Annotated in this window: 9 protein-coding genes, 1 tRNA gene, 2 rRNA genes and 1 riboswitch; of the genes, 10 read left to right on the top strand and 2 right to left on the bottom strand. The window is 43.9% G+C overall.

Annotation, left to right across the window (positions count from 1 at the left end):
- Positions 1-13: 13 nt before the first annotated feature.
- Positions 14-493: a DUF3592 domain-containing protein gene (locus tag QU661_RS06955; protein WP_304989521.1), complete on the top strand. Its 480-nt coding sequence runs from the start codon at positions 14-16 to the stop codon at positions 491-493.
- Between the two features lie 111 nt (positions 494-604).
- Here the strand turns inward: QU661_RS06955 and QU661_RS06950 are convergent, their stop codons facing one another.
- Positions 605-2,257 carry a Na+/H+ antiporter NhaC family protein gene (locus QU661_RS06950; RefSeq protein ID WP_304989520.1) on the bottom strand — a complete coding sequence of 551 codons (1,653 nt, stop codon included), beginning with the start codon at positions 2,255-2,257 and terminating at the stop codon, positions 605-607.
- A 96-nt stretch (positions 2,258-2,353) separates the two neighbouring features.
- A riboswitch (Lysine riboswitch) is annotated at positions 2,354-2,526 on the bottom strand.
- Positions 2,527-2,910: 384 nt separating this feature from the next.
- On the opposite strand from QU661_RS06950, the gene QU661_RS06945 reads away from it, so the two are divergent.
- The 5 genes from QU661_RS06945 (at position 2,911) to pgeF (ending at position 8,161) form a co-directional block, all read left to right on the top strand.
- Positions 2,911-3,627: a pentapeptide repeat-containing protein gene (locus QU661_RS06945; RefSeq protein WP_304989519.1), complete on the top strand. Its 717-nt coding sequence runs from the start codon at positions 2,911-2,913 to the stop codon at positions 3,625-3,627.
- Between the two features lie 252 nt (positions 3,628-3,879).
- Positions 3,880-5,658 (top strand): indolepyruvate ferredoxin oxidoreductase subunit alpha, encoded by a 1,779-nt coding sequence (gene iorA, locus QU661_RS06940; protein WP_304989518.1) that lies wholly within the window; start codon positions 3,880-3,882, stop codon positions 5,656-5,658.
- On the top strand, positions 5,658-6,233 hold the full coding sequence (locus tag QU661_RS06935) for an indolepyruvate oxidoreductase subunit beta (RefSeq protein ID WP_297968229.1): 576 nt from the start codon (positions 5,658-5,660) through the stop codon (positions 6,231-6,233). Before iorA ends, QU661_RS06935 begins: the two co-directional genes overlap by 1 nt.
- A 245-nt stretch (positions 6,234-6,478) precedes the next feature.
- The gene (locus QU661_RS06930; protein WP_304989517.1) at positions 6,479-7,381 is read left to right on the top strand and encodes a phosphate acyltransferase; all 903 of its coding nucleotides are present in this window, start codon (positions 6,479-6,481) and stop codon (positions 7,379-7,381) included.
- 12 nt (positions 7,382-7,393) lie between these two features.
- Positions 7,394-8,161 carry a peptidoglycan editing factor PgeF gene (gene pgeF / locus QU661_RS06925; protein ID WP_304989516.1) on the top strand — a complete coding sequence of 256 codons (768 nt, stop codon included), beginning with the start codon at positions 7,394-7,396 and terminating at the stop codon, positions 8,159-8,161.
- Between the two features lie 373 nt (positions 8,162-8,534).
- Here pgeF and sstT read toward each other — a convergent pair whose 3' ends face one another.
- Positions 8,535-9,770: a serine/threonine transporter SstT gene (gene sstT / locus QU661_RS06920; RefSeq protein WP_304989515.1), complete on the bottom strand. Its 1,236-nt coding sequence runs from the start codon at positions 9,768-9,770 to the stop codon at positions 8,535-8,537.
- 305 nt (positions 9,771-10,075) lie between these two features.
- On the opposite strand from sstT, the gene QU661_RS06915 reads away from it, so the two are divergent.
- The 4 genes from QU661_RS06915 to QU661_RS06900 all read left to right on the top strand — a co-directional run bounded on the left by QU661_RS06915 (position 10,076) and on the right by QU661_RS06900 (position 16,347).
- Positions 10,076-10,786, top strand: coding sequence for a DUF308 domain-containing protein (locus QU661_RS06915; protein ID WP_304989514.1), 711 nt, complete (start codon positions 10,076-10,078; stop codon positions 10,784-10,786).
- Positions 10,787-11,577: 791 nt separating this feature from the next.
- Positions 11,578-13,094 (top strand): 16S ribosomal RNA (locus QU661_RS06910).
- 36 nt (positions 13,095-13,130) lie between these two features.
- Positions 13,131-13,206, top strand: a tRNA-Ala gene (locus QU661_RS06905).
- A 249-nt stretch (positions 13,207-13,455) separates the two neighbouring features.
- A 23S ribosomal RNA gene (locus QU661_RS06900) occupies positions 13,456-16,347 on the top strand.
- The 16S and 23S rRNA genes sit together here with 1 tRNA gene alongside, the layout of an rRNA operon.
- The last annotated feature ends 93 nt before the right edge of the window (positions 16,348-16,440 follow it).

The following is a 16,440-nucleotide window of genomic DNA, read 5'->3' as shown; positions in this document are numbered from 1 at the left end:
TGGTGCAGATTAGATGATGTATTTTATAGCTCTTATAATGATATTAATAGGCTGGATATTTATATATACAGGGCAACTTTGTTCAGGCAAGGAAAAAGACATTAATAGTCTAGTGTTAGATGGCACAAATGTACTTGAAACGGAAGGCTTCCTAAAGGTACTCGAGATCAGAAGCACTAGATATAGCTTCGAGTGTGACTGCGAGATTTCGTTCAAAAGTGAAAGCGGTAGGAATCTCAGATACAACAAAACGTTCTTTGGTTTAGATAGCAAGGCTTCATTTTTAAGAAAGTGTGAGCGGAAAGGTGAGGTTCCCATCACTGTAATTTACGACAAACGTTCATCTGCTAGATTTTATATAGAGGAGTTAAACCCGCAAGATATAAATAGTAATGGCAAGAAGGCCTTCTGTCTTCTCGGTAGCATGTTCATCCTACTAGGTCTGTTTATCATAGCGGCTACAATGCATATACTTCCATTTATGTATCTCTGATCGATAAATGAAGAAAGGGAGCTATCACATAGCAGTGATAGCTCCCTCTTTCAGTCTTTTTCAGCAAAGTTAAAGATAATATTTTTCAAAGATCCATCGATATTATACTTCTTAACCCTGGGCAGTTGCAGTCTCAATAGCCTGAGTTTCATCAACTATATACGAACCTTCTCTTCTCTTGAAGAAGCGCAGAACTACATATAGGAGTACGAGCCCTACCGCAAGCGCAACCCATGGAGATTCCATGATACCAGCAATTACATAGCATACGGCTGATACAGATAGGACGGTCACAGCATAAGGCAGCTGAGTCTCAACGTGGCTAAGGTGTCTAACAGATGCACCTGCAGATGACATGATAGTCGTATCTGAAATTGGCGAGCAGTGGTCACCGCAAACTCCACCAGCCATGCAGGAAGATATGAGGACAATCATCATATCAGGTCTATTCGCAGTTACTGCAAGTGCTATAGGAATTAGTATTCCGAAGGTTCCCCACGATGTGCCAGACGCAAAACCTAGAGCGCAAGATACGAGGAAGAACATAGCAGGTATTACCATGATCAATCCACCAGGAATCTTATCCATCATGTTGGCAACGAACTGCGCTAGCCCAAGTGAATCAGTCATAGTTTTTAAAGTCCATGCCATCGTAAGGACGAGAATTGGTGAAACCATTGATTTGAATCCTTCTGGTACACATTCCATAAGCTCCGAGAAAGGAACGACTCTTCTAATCATGTAGTAAACGATAGTAATAACCAGTGAAACAACACTTCCGAGCACTAGAGAAGTGGATGCATCGCAGCCTGCAAATGCAGTTACAAATGATTTGCCACTCCAGAATCCTCCAGTATATAGCATGCCGGTGATGCAAGAGATGATGAGCACTATTACTGGGAACATCAAATCCATTACTATTCCTTGATGCAATGTCTCGGCAGCATTGTCATTCTTCAATGCTGCAGTGTCTTGCACTGTAAAGAGGTCACCGTTTTCCACGGCATTCTTCTCATAAGCTGCCATTTTTCCGTAATCGAAGTTCATAGTTATAATCATGAACATCATTGCGATGGTGAGAAGCGCGTAGAAGTTATAAGGAATAGCTTGAATGAATATGTTTAGACCATTTTTCCCCTCTACAAACCCGCTTACAGCTGCAGCCCAAGATGAAATAGGGGCCAAGATGCAAACTGGAGCTGCAGTTGCATCTATTAAATACGCTAGCTTAGCTCTAGATATATTGTATTTGTCGGTAAGCGGCTTCATAACACTGCCAACAGTTAAACAATTGAAGTAGTCATCGACGAATATGAGAATTCCGAGAGTAACGGTCGAGTACTGTGCACCGCGACGAGTTTTAATCCTCTTAGCTGCCCAGTTTCCAAAAGCTGATGAACCACCTGATAGGTTCATCATAGATACCAGCATACCGAGGATGACGAGGAATACTAGGATTCCTACATTTCCGGCTGAAGACAGTGATGAGACGAATCCATCAATCATTACATGATTCATAAATTTTGGGAAATTCATTCCCGAATAGATTAGGCCTCCAGCTAGAATTCCAATGAACAGAGAGCTATACACTTCTTTTGTGATGAGTGCTAGTCCGATAGCGACGATAGGCGGTAGTACAGCCCATATCGTTGCATACATTGCTGGCTTGTTGTCAGCCGCCATTGCCACAATCGGCACAGCCGCTATGAAGAGTGCGGTGAGCCCGAACACGTACATAATTCTACTTCTGTTAATGCGTATCATTTTAAAACCTCCGTATAAATAAAATAGCCATGAATAACGTCTGAAACGTATCCATGGTTCGTACGTAAGCAATGAAAAAATACACATTAGCCATATACCATTGATAGCGCTCCACATTTTACGATGTGACAGTTCGGCGCATATTATGCACCGACCCAGGAAATATCGTTGGGGCGATATTTCCTTCGGCGGATTTCCCTTTTCCTAGCAGCAGCTTCCCACGCTGTAGCTACCAGGTAATCTTGAGCTCCGCGACCTCTATCGAGTCAGTCTTATTCAAAAGCTATTTATATCTTAATACTAACTTTGGTTTAAAGTCAAGGAAAAAGCCAAATTAATTTAAATTATTTGTAAAAATACACAACGAATAATTAAAGTGTAAATTTATAAGCTTTCGGAATTAACTTAATAGCACAACATAGTAAACTATCTACCCGTTTAAAATTCAGTGCAAAATGATATAATTCAATTAGAATGTTAGCCATATGACTTGAGCCTTGTTGGTGCTATGCTGAATTTCTAAATGTATTAAATGCATATTGAACGCATAATGAGATAATCAATATGACATACGTGGGGTTGTGCATTAATCAGAAGTTTCAAAGTTAGAAGATAATGCGAGAAATCGTAAGAAATTGGGGAGATGAAAGTTCATGAATAGAGCATTCACATCAGACGATATTATAAAGCTAATAACAGATAGAGATAAATCAAAACACCTCATAATAGAAGAGAGTGCCATCGCGGACACGAATCTCCAAGGTTGTGATCTGACAAATATTACGTTTAAACTCTGCAGCTTTGAAAACTGCAACCTCACAGGTGCAGATTTTAGCGAATCTAGCATATCGGGCACACTCTTCCGAGAGTGCCCGATGCACGCCTGCAAGTTCGTCAATTCCGATATGACCGAAGCCATCTTCCGCGATATCGATCTCTCGGACAGCGACATAAGTGGAGCCAACCTGTATGCCGCAGTCCTCGAGGGCGCCAATCTCGATGGTATAATCATAGACGAAAATACCAAGTGGTACAGACAAGTGCCTCCAGAGTCAGGTGCATTTATAGCGTGGAAATGCTGCTCTGAACTCAGGGTGGTTCAACTGCTGGTTCCAAGAGAAGCTAGAAGAGTTTCAGCTACACGGGAAACCTGCAGATGTGATAAGGCAAAGGTACTATCAATTAAGAGCATCGATGAGACGATTAGTTACGATTGGGCTCAGTCTACAGTGGATCCAGATTTTTATTATGAACGGGGGAAATGGGTAGAGCCAGCTAACGGATTCGAGCCAGATAGGTGGAAGGATTCGTCTCGAGGGATACACTTTTTCATGGAGAGGGAACAGTGCATTGCATATCAAACTGTATAATTTGTAAACGGATATTATCCGCTAAATTATTTTCAGCTAAAATGTAAAATTCTTACAAAAATATAATCATAGTTGCATAAATAAAGGCTGAACGAACAAAGATTATAGTGTAGCCACATATAATTTTGTCAAAAGATACAAAATAGCAAAAAAATAGCGAAAAGACATTGTTTGACGAGCAATATATTCATTTGTATAATTCAATTATATTTATGACAAGTTTAATGCGGTTAAACTTAAGGAGGTAAGTAGATGAAAGTAATTATGTCGGGCAACGAAGCTATTGCTCGCGGCGCATATGAAGGTGGCTGCCAGTTTGCTTCGGCTTATCCCGGTACTCCAAGCACCGAGATCCTCGAGAATATGCCTCAGTACAAGGACGATGTGTACTCAGAGTGGGCTCCTAACGAGAAGGTAGCTGCAGAAGCTGCTATCGGTGCATCCATTGCAGGTGTTAGATCATTCTGCGCTATGAAGCACGTAGGTGTTAACGTTGCAGCAGACCCTATCTTCACAATTGCATATACTGGAGTTACAGGTGGATTTGTTATCGTATCGGCTGACGACCCAGGTCAGCACAGCTCACAGAACGAGCAGGACAACAGAAACTACGCAAAGGCAGCAAGACTGCTTATGCTAGAGCCTTCCAACTCTCAGGAGTGTAAGGATTACATGAAGATGGCATTTGGTCTTTCCGAGAGATTCGACGCTCCAGTTCTTTTCCATGTAACAACGAGAGTCTGTCACTCAAAGGGAATTGTAGAACTCGGCGATAGAGAAGAGCATGAGTACGTTCCTTATAAGAAGCAGATTGAAAAGTACGTTTCTGCACCAGCTAACGCTAAGAAGATGAGAGTTAATCTCGAGACTAAACTAGCTAACATGGAAGCTTATGCAAATGAAACAGAAATCAACCAGCCTGAATGGCACTCGACTAAGATCGGTGTTGTTACCTCTGGCATTTCTTATCAGTATGCTAAGGAAACATTTGGTGAGGATGCTTCGTACCTCAAGCTAGGAATGACATTCCCATTACCTACAGATTTAATCAAGGATTTCTGTAGCAAGGTAGATAAAGTATATGTAATCGAAGAGATGGATCCATATCTACAGGAGTTCCTCGAGATTCACGGAATTGAGTGCATTGGAAATCAGCAGATTCCAAAGTTCGACGAGCTCAACACAGATATCGTTAGAGAAGCGCTCACAGGAGTTAAGCCAGAGTCTTACGATTCAGATCTTCAGTCTGTAGTACGTCCTCCAACGTTATGTGCAGGATGTCCTCACAGAGGCTTCTTCCAGGCAATCAAGAAGAAGAAGGGCCTCATGATCAACGGAGACATCGGTTGCTATACACTTGGAGCAAATGCTCCACTTAGCGCACTTGACACGGCTATTTGTATGGGAGCTTCCCTATCAATGGCTCACGGTGCTGCACAGGCTTACAAAGTTGCAGGTGCAAAGACTAAGGCTGTAGGTGTACTTGGAGATTCCACATTCTTCCACAGCGGTATCACAAGTTTGATGGATGCTGTATACAACCAGAGCGATAGCATCAGCGTTATCCTCGACAACAGAATCACTGGTATGACTGGTCACCAGCAGAACCCTGGAACAGGATTCACACTTATGGGCAAGCCAGCACCAGAGGTTGATATTCCTGCTCTAGTTAAGGCAGTAGGAATCAAGGAAGAGAATATTTACACAGTAAATCCTCTACACCTTGACGAAGTTGACAAGGTTCTCGACGCTTGTATCGCTAGCGAGGAGCCAACAGTTATCATTACAAGATGGCCATGCGTACTCAAGAAGTTCAGCCAGCAGGATCTTGATGAGTTCAAGGGACTTCACCAGACTCAGTGCCACATCATTCAGGACAAGTGCAGAAACTGTAAGGCTTGCGTAAGAACAGGTTGCCCAGCTCTCATGTCTTCAAAGGATGATGTTGTTATCGATGTTAATAGCTGCGTAGGCTGTACAGTCTGCAAGCAGGTATGCCCATTTGATGCTATTGAGGAGGTGCAGAGATAATGAGTGATGTTAAGAATATTCTCCTCGTAGGAGTAGGTGGACAGGGAACAATCCTTGCAAGTAAGATTCTTACGAGCGGCCTAATGGAAGCTGGTTACGATGTTAAGATGAGTGAGATTCACGGAATGTCACAGCGTGGCGGAAGTGTAAGCACTCAGGTAAGATACGGAAAAGAAGTTCTTTCCCCAATCGTAGGAAAGGGATCTGCGGACGTAATCGTAGCATTTGAGAGAATGGAAGCCCTAAGATGGCTTGAGTACCTCAAGGTTGGCGGTAAGATGGTAGTTAACGACTTCAAAATCAACCCTGCTCCAGTTAATCTAGGTAAGGCAGAGTATCCAGATGATATCATCGAGGATTTAAAGTCAAAGTGCCAGGTAACTGCTGTTAAGGCGGGAGAAATCGCTACAGATCTTGGAAATGCTAAGGCTATGAACGTGGTACTCCTCGGAGCACTAGTTAAGGCTATAGGTTCTCTAGACGATGTAGATTGGGATGCTCAGATTGAGAAGAACGTAAAGCCTAAATTCGTTGAGCTAAACAAGAAAGCATTCAAGGCAGGATACGATCTATAAAGAATCCGTAGCTATCAGGACTAATTACCATTAGTCGCGCTGATAGATGTTTAATAAGATGATTAAGGAGAGGGGTGACCTTCTCCTTTTTTATAAAGGTGCTAAAAATCGCATGGATTATAACGTTAATAGACATATAACTAATGTAATGAGCCGTCTTTATGCTATAATATAGGAGCTTAAGGAAATAACCAATCCACGGCAGACATACAAAGTAATTGTTATGTTATTTAAGGAGGTAATGTATGTTAAAGAATTTTGCAGAAATGGCAGAAATGGTCAGAAGTAATCCTGTCAAGAAGAGAATTGTCCTAGCTTGTGCTCACTGTGAGCATTCTTTAGAGGCAGTAAGCAATGCTGTAAAGGAAGGCATCGTTGAGGCTGTTCTCGTTGGTAAAGAAAATATGATTAGAGAGACTATCAAGAAACACGGTCTGTCTCTAGAAGATGCAACAATCTACAATGCAGATGATGATGTTGAAATCGCTAAGATTGCTGTAAGACTTATCAACGAGGGAAAGGGCGATTTCCTCATGAAGGGTAAGATGCAGACATCTGATCTTCTCAAGCAGGTTGTAAATAAAGAGACGGGGCTTAACATGGGTAAGGTAATGTCCCATGTAGGACTATTTGAAGTTCCTAACTACCACAAGCTCGTAGTTCTTACAGATGGTGGAATGCTTCTTCATCCAACACTAGAGCAGAAGGCTCAGATCATTGAGAATGCTGTAGGCACACTTCACAACATGGGATATGAGAATCCAAAGGTTGCAGCACTTTGCGCAGCTGAAAAGGTTAACGAGAAGGCGCCTGAGTCAGTAGATGCAGCAGCTCTTAAGGAAATGAACGAGAAGGGTGAAATAAAGGACTGCGTAGTAGAAGGACCAATCTCTTACGATATCGCATTAAGCAAGGAAATAGCAGATTTCAAGGGATTTGAGAGTCCGGTAGCAGGAGATGCTGACGTTCTGCTCGTTCCAAATATGGCTGCTGGTAACTTCATTGGAAAGTCTTGGGTAATCCAGGGCGGCGGTAGAATGACTGGTCTTGTCGTTGGTGCAAAGGCTCCAATCGTACTCACTTCACGTGGTTCCGGCGCTGACGAGAAGTTCTACTCGATCGTATTTGCAGCTGCAGCATCAAAGTAAGGTTTCTATTAGATGTTCGAACAATTTAAGGACAAATTAATTTGCGATTATAGCACTCGAAATGGTGGGGTAAGCACGGGATGCTACGACTCGATGAATCTTAGTCTAACGACAGATGATGCCCTTGTAAATATCCTCGAAAATTACAAGCTATGGTGCGGTTCGCTAGGAATTGACACGAGGCAACTTGTCATGCTTCATCAGACGCATAGCAATGAAGTGATTCGTGTAGATGAGAAGAACTGCGGTGAAGGGTTGTATAAGCCGAGGCAGCTAGGTGTAGATGGAATGGTAACAAAAGCTAAGGGCGTTGCACTTATTACATCGCATGCGGACTGTGCGCCAATCTATGTCTATGATCCAGTTAATGAAGTTATCGGGCTGAGCCATGCGGGCTGGAGGGGGACAACCCTTGAAATTGCAAGACGTACAGTGGAGAAGATGAAGGATGAATTCGATTCAAATCCTGCTGATCTACATGCTGCAATTGGCCCGTGTATTTCCATAAAACACTTCGAATGTGGCGAAGACGTAATATCAGCAATTTCGGATATGAGCGTAAAGGATATTCCTGGTGCATATACGTATAATCCGGATCAAGGTAAGTTCTATGTCTCACTGCCGATAATTAACAAGGCTGTTCTTATGAGCGCGGGCATCCCTGAATCGCAGATAGAGATTGACGGCAGATGCACGTTTGCCGAGAGAGAAAGGTATTTCTCGCACAGAAGAGACGGACTCAAGAGAGGCGGTCAGATGGCGGTGCTGATGCTTAAGTAGTATGTCTGCATTCGTATAATTCAGCAAAGCTGATTAAGAAAGATAGAAAATCAAACAGAACACGAGTATCAGACGATACAGAAACGAAAAAAGCTTGGGGCGGAGCCCCGAGCTTTTGTATTTCTGGTTACATTATCCCAGATTTATATTTTGGTTATGGCTATCTCAAGCTTTTATATTTTTGATTATAGCTATCCCAGGCTTTTAGTCTATATCTACAGTTACAATCCAGCGAACACATCATAAAAAATACCACAATAGATGATAAGAGGTTCAGCTCGGATTCTTAAGAAATAGACAGAGTAAGTCGTTAGTATTTAAACATCTCAATAACATCAAAATCGTAATAGATAAATTTTTAAATCAATCATAATTACTTAATGTTGAGAATCTTCTTTTCGCCCCTCTTTCTGTATTCATAAAGTTCGGCTGTTGCAGTTAGCAGAACATCTGTGGATGAGTTGAGCGCAGTTTCACAAGAGTCCTGAATTACTCCACATATAAATCCAACACCCACAACTTGCATTGAGATGTCTGCAGGTAGTCCGAACAGTGAGCAAGCGAGTGGAATAAGAAGCAAAGAACCTCCAGCAACTCCGGAAGCACCGGCTGCGCTAATTGCGGTCAAGAATACCAGCAAGACGGCAGAAGGTATATCGACCTTTATTCCCATTGTATTACAAGCTGCTAATGACATTACTGCGATGGTAACAGCTGCGCCAGCCATGTTAATTGTTGCTCCTAGTGGAATTGAAATAGGGTATGTATTTACATCTAGTCCAAGGTCTTCGCAGAGCTCCAGGTTAACAGGAATATTAGCTGCAGAGCTTCGCGTAAAGAATGCCGTGATACCGCTGTTACTTAGACACTTGAATACAAGCGGATAAGGGTTCTGGTGTGAAGCCAAAAATACGATAAGCGGATTGATAACCAGTGCTATAAACACCATAGTTCCAACGAGTAGCAAGATAAGTGATGCGTATTTTGCAAGAGCTCCTATTCCGCTAGCAGAGATTGATTTAAATACGAGTCCCATTACACCAATAGGCGCAAACTGAATAATCCAACGAACACACTTGGTAATAGCATCAGAAAGATCTGATAAAAGTCCCTTTGTAGAATCAGAAGACGATTTTAAAGCGATACCGATAATGATTGCCCACGCGAGAACACCTAGAAAGTTTGTATTAACAATTGCGTTAATCGGATTATCAATAGCGTTAAGTAGGACGGTTTTAAGAACCGAGATGATGTTATCCGGTGCTGTGACCTTCTCTACGGATTTTGCAAGAATAAGAGTCTGTGGAAATAAGAAACTGGCAACAACAGCACAAAGGCCTGCAGATAGTGTACCGATAATGTATAGGACAATAACTGTAGACATATTAGTTTTAGTTCCTGTTTTATGCTGAGCGATAGCAGCCATTACAAGGATAAAAACCATAAGTGGAGCGATTGCTTTGAGTGCCCCGACGAATAGGTCACCAAATAGTGTTAAAAACGCGAGTTGTTTTGGTGCAATAACGGCAAGCGAAATGCCGATAATAAGACCGATGATGATTTGTACAATCAAGCTAAGCTTATTCCAAGCTCTAAAAATGGATTTCATATAGAACCCCCTCAATTAAATAAAATATTTCGCACCGATATTTATACTACAAATAGCAATATAGTGCAATTAAAACAATTTTGTGACAAATGTTTTGTGCAAAGCAACAGTCTTGAGGTGAGCTTGCGTGAATACTCGTTATCAACTATACATATACAACTAAGCCACATATCTAAGATCTAAGCAAATACAATTAATTAAATGATAGTAGATGTTACATAGTTGTATATGCGTGTAAAGGTTCATTGCGGCAAAATACCGAGTGTGGTAAACTTAATAAATTAGAAAAGATTGGGAGGTGCTAGATGAGATTATTAGCTATGATTTCTAGTGCAATAATGGTAATAGTAGGTACTTTTTGTGTGGCCAACTCAACTGCGGCATTTACATCTGTTGCATTTGTTGTAGGTAGCGCGCTTCTTATAATGGGAGTATTAGAACTTATTGTGTTCAGAAATGTTGGATATGAAGAGAACATGATAACGAAGACATATGTTGTCCAGGCGGTAATCTCTACATTTCTAGGAGTAATGTTCTTATCTGGACAGGTGAGCGAGGATGTAGTTGTTACAGCCATCTTTGCGATGGTGCTCATGACTAGCGGACTCGCTGCCGATTTTAGTATAAATATCGATATCAAAACCAATTCTTTAAGTGAGAAAAGGACCTTTGTTATCGGGACAGCTATGGTATTGCTCGGCGCATATATGTTCTTCAATAAGAGTGTGCTAAACTTGCATGTGATGTTGCTCATTGGAATTGCTGCAATACTTATAGGGATAGATAGATTTAGAATCGGCATGAGCTTAGATTATAACAAGCCGGAGTTCTTAAGTAAAAACGAAGAGAAGCTGGAAAGAGCAAAAAGGGAAGAGAAGAGAAATACAAGAATAGCTATCGAAGCTACACGTAGATCGAGGGAACAACGTAATAAGATTAAAAAGCTTGAAGAGGAAATCTCAAAAGAAAGATCTAGGCGTGAGAGTATAGATGGAGCGAGAAGAAAAAAGAAGTAGAGTTTTGATTTTGATAGGGCTCAATTTGATTAACCTATATAGGCGGGAATATATAAAGAGGAACTAATAGTTACAAATCTTTACGTCAAAAGGTCTGTGCACAAGAAAGAAAAAGGGAAAAACTAGATGCGGAGGAAATCCGCATCTTTTTAATCCTATAATAAATAAAAAAATGCAAAATACGTATATGTAGGTCCACATCAAATAATTGGCAATATATATAGAAAATAAAATAATGTATGCAAAGTAGCCAAAGAAATAAGTGGCACATATATAGATAAAACAGGGACAAGCTATACATATATATAGATAGGATAATACGAAAGAGATAATAATAAAATATATTGTAATTTAAAGTGGGAAAAGCTATTGACCAAGAGTGTTAAATTTTCTATAATAACAGCACTCGTTACTTCTAATAGATGACGAGAGAGCGAGCCAGGGCGTGGCAAGCAAGAAATCTTAAAAAAGATGGAAAAAGTGCTTGACGAGTCCAAAATGGTGCGCTATAATGATTAAGCTGTCGCGAGAGAGCGGGCAACAAAAATCGCTCAAACGCAGTCAGCAGAACCATGACAACTTCATAGTGTAGAAACTGGTCAAGAGATCGACACGGTGAAAACCGGAGATTAGATCTCAAGATCGTATAAGAGACAAACGATGTACAATATGTCGTATGTCCCTGTACAATTCAAACACAAACAACAATGATTCGGAAATAACGAGTCGAGACGCGATAAGCGTCATCCATTAACAGGATTTGGACGAATCGAAAGATTCTTCAGATAACATTTATTAAGAGTTTGATCCTGGCTCAGGATGAACGCTGGCGGCGTGCCTAATACATGCAAGTCGAGCGAGATGTTAGCGCATGAACCTTCGGGGGATTATGCTAACGGAAAGCGGCGGACGGGTGAGTAACGCGTAGGCAACCTGCCCCTGACAGAGGGATAGCCATTGGAAACGATGATTAAAACCTCATGACACCGATGAAGCACATGCTTCATCGGTCAAAGATTTATCGGTCAGGGATGGGCCTGCGTCTGATTAACTAGTTGGTGAGGTAACGGCTCACCAAGGTGACGATCAGTAGCCGACCTGAGAGGGTGATCGGCCACATTGGAACTGAGACACGGTCCAAACTTCTACGGAAGGCAGCAGTAGGGAATCTTGCACAATGGGCGAAAGCCTGATGCAGCAACGCCGCGTGAAGGATGAAGGCCTTCGGGTTGTAAACTTCTGTTCTAAGGGAAGAAACAAATGACGGTACCTTAGGAGCAAGCCCCGGCTAACTACGTGCCAGCAGCCGCGGTAATACGTAGGGGGCAAGCGTTATCCGGAATTATTGGGCGTAAAGAGTGCGTAGGTGGTTACCTAAGCGCAAGGTTTAATTTAGAGGCTCAACCTCTACTTGCCTTGCGAACTGGGCTACTTGAGTGCAGGAGGGGAAAGCGGAATTCCTAGTGTAGCGGTGAAATGCGTAGATATTAGGAGGAACACCAGCGGCGAAGGCGGCTTTCTGGACTGTAACTGACACTGAGGCACGAAAGCGTGGGTAGCAAACAGGATTAGATACCCTGGTAGTCCACGCCGTAAACGATGAGCACTAGGTGTTGGGCCCGTTAGGGCTCAGTGCCGCAGTTAACGCAATAAGTGCTCCGCCTGGGGAGTACGCTCGCAAGAGTAAAACTCAAAGGAATTGACGGGGACCCGCACAAGCAGCGGAGCATGTGGTTTAATTCGAAGCAACGCGAAGAACCTTACCAGGGCTTGACATCCTGCTGACAGGACCTTAACCGGTCCCTTCTTCGGACAGCAGAGACAGGTGGTGCATGGTTGTCGTCAGCTCGTGTCGTGAGATGTTGGGTTAAGTCCCGCAACGAGCGCAACCCTTGTCGCTAGTTACTAACATTCAGTTGAGGACTCTAGCGAGACTGCCGAGGTCAACTCGGAGGAAGGTGGGGATGACGTCAAATCATCATGCCCCTTATGTTCTGGGCTACACACGTGCTACAATGGTCGGTACAATGGGATGCAATACTGTGAAGTGGAGCAAATCACCAAAACCGATCCCAGTTCGGATTGTAGGCTGCAACTCGCCTACATGAAGTTGGAGTTGCTAGTAATCGCAGATCAGAATGCTGCGGTGAATGCGTTCCCGGGTCTTGTACACACCGCCCGTCACACCATGGAAGTTGGGGGTGCCCAAAGTCGGTTAATTAATCTATCGCCTAAGGCAAAACCAATGACTGGGGTGAAGTCGTAACAAGGTAGCCGTTCGAGAACGAGCGGCTGGATCACCTCCTTTCTAAGGAGACCTAGTCTCTACACTATGATAGTTTATGGGGAATTAGCTCAGCTGGGAGAGCACCTGCCTTGCACGCAGGGGGTCAAGGGTTCGATCCCCTTATTCTCCACCAGCCGAAAGGCAAATGCCACAATGTGGCAGGATGTACCTTGAAAATTGAATAACACACCAAGTGTAAATGAAGACAAATAGACAACGAATCGAGATACAAGCCGAATCTTCTAGAAGGAGATTCAAATTGGGTAACGATTTCAAACAGACTATTTGTTGAGAGAAACCAGAATTCACTGAGAGAAAATACAATAGTGAATAAGACCTAGTTAACGCTAACTAGGCAAGAGAACATTTCGAAAGAGATGAATGGTCAAGTACAAAGAGCATCGGGTGGATGCCTTGGCACTGGGAGCCGAAGAAGGACGTGATAAGCTGCGATAAGCTGCGGTAAGGAGCACATATCCGATATACCCGCAGATTTCCGAATGGGGGAACCCACATACGGTAATGCGTATGTATCATTAAGTGAATACATAGCTTAATGAAGGGAACGGGGTGAACTGAAACATCTAAGTAGCCCTAGGAAGAGAAAGAAAAATCGATTTCCTGAGTAGCGGCGAGCGAAAGGGAAAGAGGCCAAACCAGACTGTTTACAGTTTGGGGTTGTGGACCACCGACATTGACGAAGTTATGCGAGCCGAATAGGGTTGGAAAGCTCAAGCAAAGAAGGTAATACTCCTGTAGGCGAAGCAGAAAGCGCATAGGTGGCACCAGAGTAGGACCGGACACGTGTAACCCGGTCTGAAGCAGGAGGGACCACCCTCCAAGCCTAAATACTACCCAGTGACCGATAGCGAATAGTACCGTGAGGGAAAGGTGAAAAGAACCCCGGGAGGGGAGTGAAATAGAATCTGAAACCTGATGCTTACAAGCATAGGGAGCGCAAGTGACCTAGTACTTTTTGTAGAACGGGCCAACGAGTTATGGTATGTAGCGAGGTTAAGTTGCTGGAGCAATGGAGCCGTAGAGAAATCGAGTCTGAATAGGGCGAGAGTTACATGCTGTAGACCCGAAACCGGGTGACCTATCCATGAGCAGGTTGAAGTAACCGTAAAAGGTTATGGAGGACCGAACCTATATCTGTTGAAAAAGGTTAGGATGACTTGTGGATAGCGGTGAAATTCCAATCGAACTCGGATATAGCTGGTTCTCCTCGAAATAGCTTTAGGGCTAGCCTCAAGGTAAAGATACGCGGGGGTAGAGCACTGACTGTTCGCGGGGCCTTCACCGGTTACCAACAACTATCAAACTCCGAATACCGTGATATCATACTTGGGAGTCAGACTATGAGAGATAAGTTCCATGGTCGAAAGGGAAACAGCCCAGATCAACAGCTAAGGTCCCAAAGAGTAAGTTAAGTGGAAAAGGATGTGGGATTGCACAAACAGCTAGGATGTTGGCTTAGAAGCAGCCATACATTTAAAGAGTGCGTAATAGCTCACTAGTCGAGTGATCCTGCGCCGAAGATAAACGGGGCTCAAACTTACCACCGAAGCTTTGGAATTAGTATAACTAATTGGTAGAGGAGCATTCTATATAGGTAGAAGGAGGCGTGAAAGCAAATCTGGACGGTATAGAAGAGAGAATGTTGGCATGAGTAGCGTAAGGCGGGTGAGAATCCCGTCCGCCGAAAATCTAAGGTTTCCTGAGGAAGGTTCGTCCTCTCAGGGTAAGTCGGGACCTAAGCCGAGAGCGAACGCTGTAGGCGATGGACAACAGGTTGATATTCCTGTACCACCAAGGATTGTTTGAATGAAGTGGGGACACAGAAGGATAGATTGAGCACGCCGTTGGTTGAGCGTGTCCAAGCAGTAAGGCTAGAAAGTAGGCAAATCCGCTTTCTATAAGGTTGAGCTGTGATGGGGTGGTCAAATGACCGGTAGCAATCGATTTCACGCTGTCAAGAAAAGCCGCTAATGAGATCCAAGGTGCCCGTACCGCAAACCGACACAGGTAGATGAGGAGAGAATCCTAAGGTGAGCGAGCGAACTATTGTTAAGGAACTCGGCAAAATAACCCCGTAACTTCGGGAGAAGGGGTGCCTGCTTCGGCAGGCCGCAGTGAAGAGGTCCAGGCAACTGTTTACCAAAAACACAGGTCTCTGCTAAAGCGAAAGCTGATGTATAGGGGCTGACGCCTGCCCGGTGCTGGAAGGTTAAGGGGAAGTGTTAGGGCAACCGAAGCACAGAACTTAAGCCCCAGTAAACGGCGGCCGTAACTATAACGGTCCTAAGGTAGCGAAATTCCTTGTCGGGTAAGTTCCGACCCGCACGAAAGGCGTAATGATCTGGACACTGTCTCAACAATAGGCTCGGTGAAATTGTAGTACCGGTAAAGATGCCGGTTACCCGCAGCAGGACGGAAAGACCCCGTGGAGCTTCACTGTAGCTTGATATTGATTTTCGGCATTGCATGTACAGGATAGGTGGGAGACGAAGAATTCAGCACGCCAGTGTTGGAGGAGTCACCGTTGGGATACCACCCTTGTAATGTTGGAAATCTAACCTAGTACCGTGATCCGGTACAGGGACAGTGTCAGGTGGGCAGTTTGACTGGGGCGGTCGCCTCCTAAAGAGTAACGGAGGCGCCCAAAGGTTCCCTCAGCGCGGACGGAAATCGCGCGAAGAGTGCAAAGGCAAAAGGGAGCTTGACTGCGAGACATACAGGTCGAGCAGGGACGAAAGTCGGGCTTAGTGATCCGGTGGTTCCGAGTGGAAGGGCCATCGCTCAACGGATAAAAGCTACCCCGGGGATAACAGGCTTATACCCCCCAAGAGTTCACATCGACGGGGGTGTTTGGCACCTCGATGTCGGCTCGTCTCATCCTGGGGCTGAAGTAGGTCCCAAGGGTTGGGCTGTTCGCCCATTAAAGAGGTACGCGAGCTGGGTTCAGAACGTCGTGAGACAGTTCGGTCCCTATCCGCTGTGGGCGTTGGAAATTTGAGAGGAGCTATCCTTAGTACGAGAGGACCGGGATGGACATACCTCTGGTGTACCGGTTGTTCTGCCAAGGGCATAGCCGGGTAGCTACGTATGGAAGGGATAAGCGCTGAAAGCATCTAAGTGCGAAGCCCCCCTCAAGATAAGATTTCCTCCGAAAGGTAAGACCCGTGAGAGACTATCACGTTGATAGGTCAGAGGTGTAAGTACGGTAACGTATTGAGCTGACTGATACTAATAGGTCGAACACTTGACCAAATGGTTTTAAGCATGAGGTGGTTATTCAATTTTGAGGGTACATCTCTCAAAAGCGTAGAAGATGATGAAGACACATCTTACTACAAAATATGAG

The sequence above is a fragment of the Mogibacterium neglectum genome (genome assembly GCF_030644205.1).
GTDB classification, from domain to species: domain Bacteria; phylum Bacillota; class Clostridia; order Peptostreptococcales; family Anaerovoracaceae; genus Mogibacterium; species Mogibacterium neglectum.
Note: the sequence above shows the minus strand (reverse complement) of the source record. Positions and strands in the feature narration are given on the sequence as shown.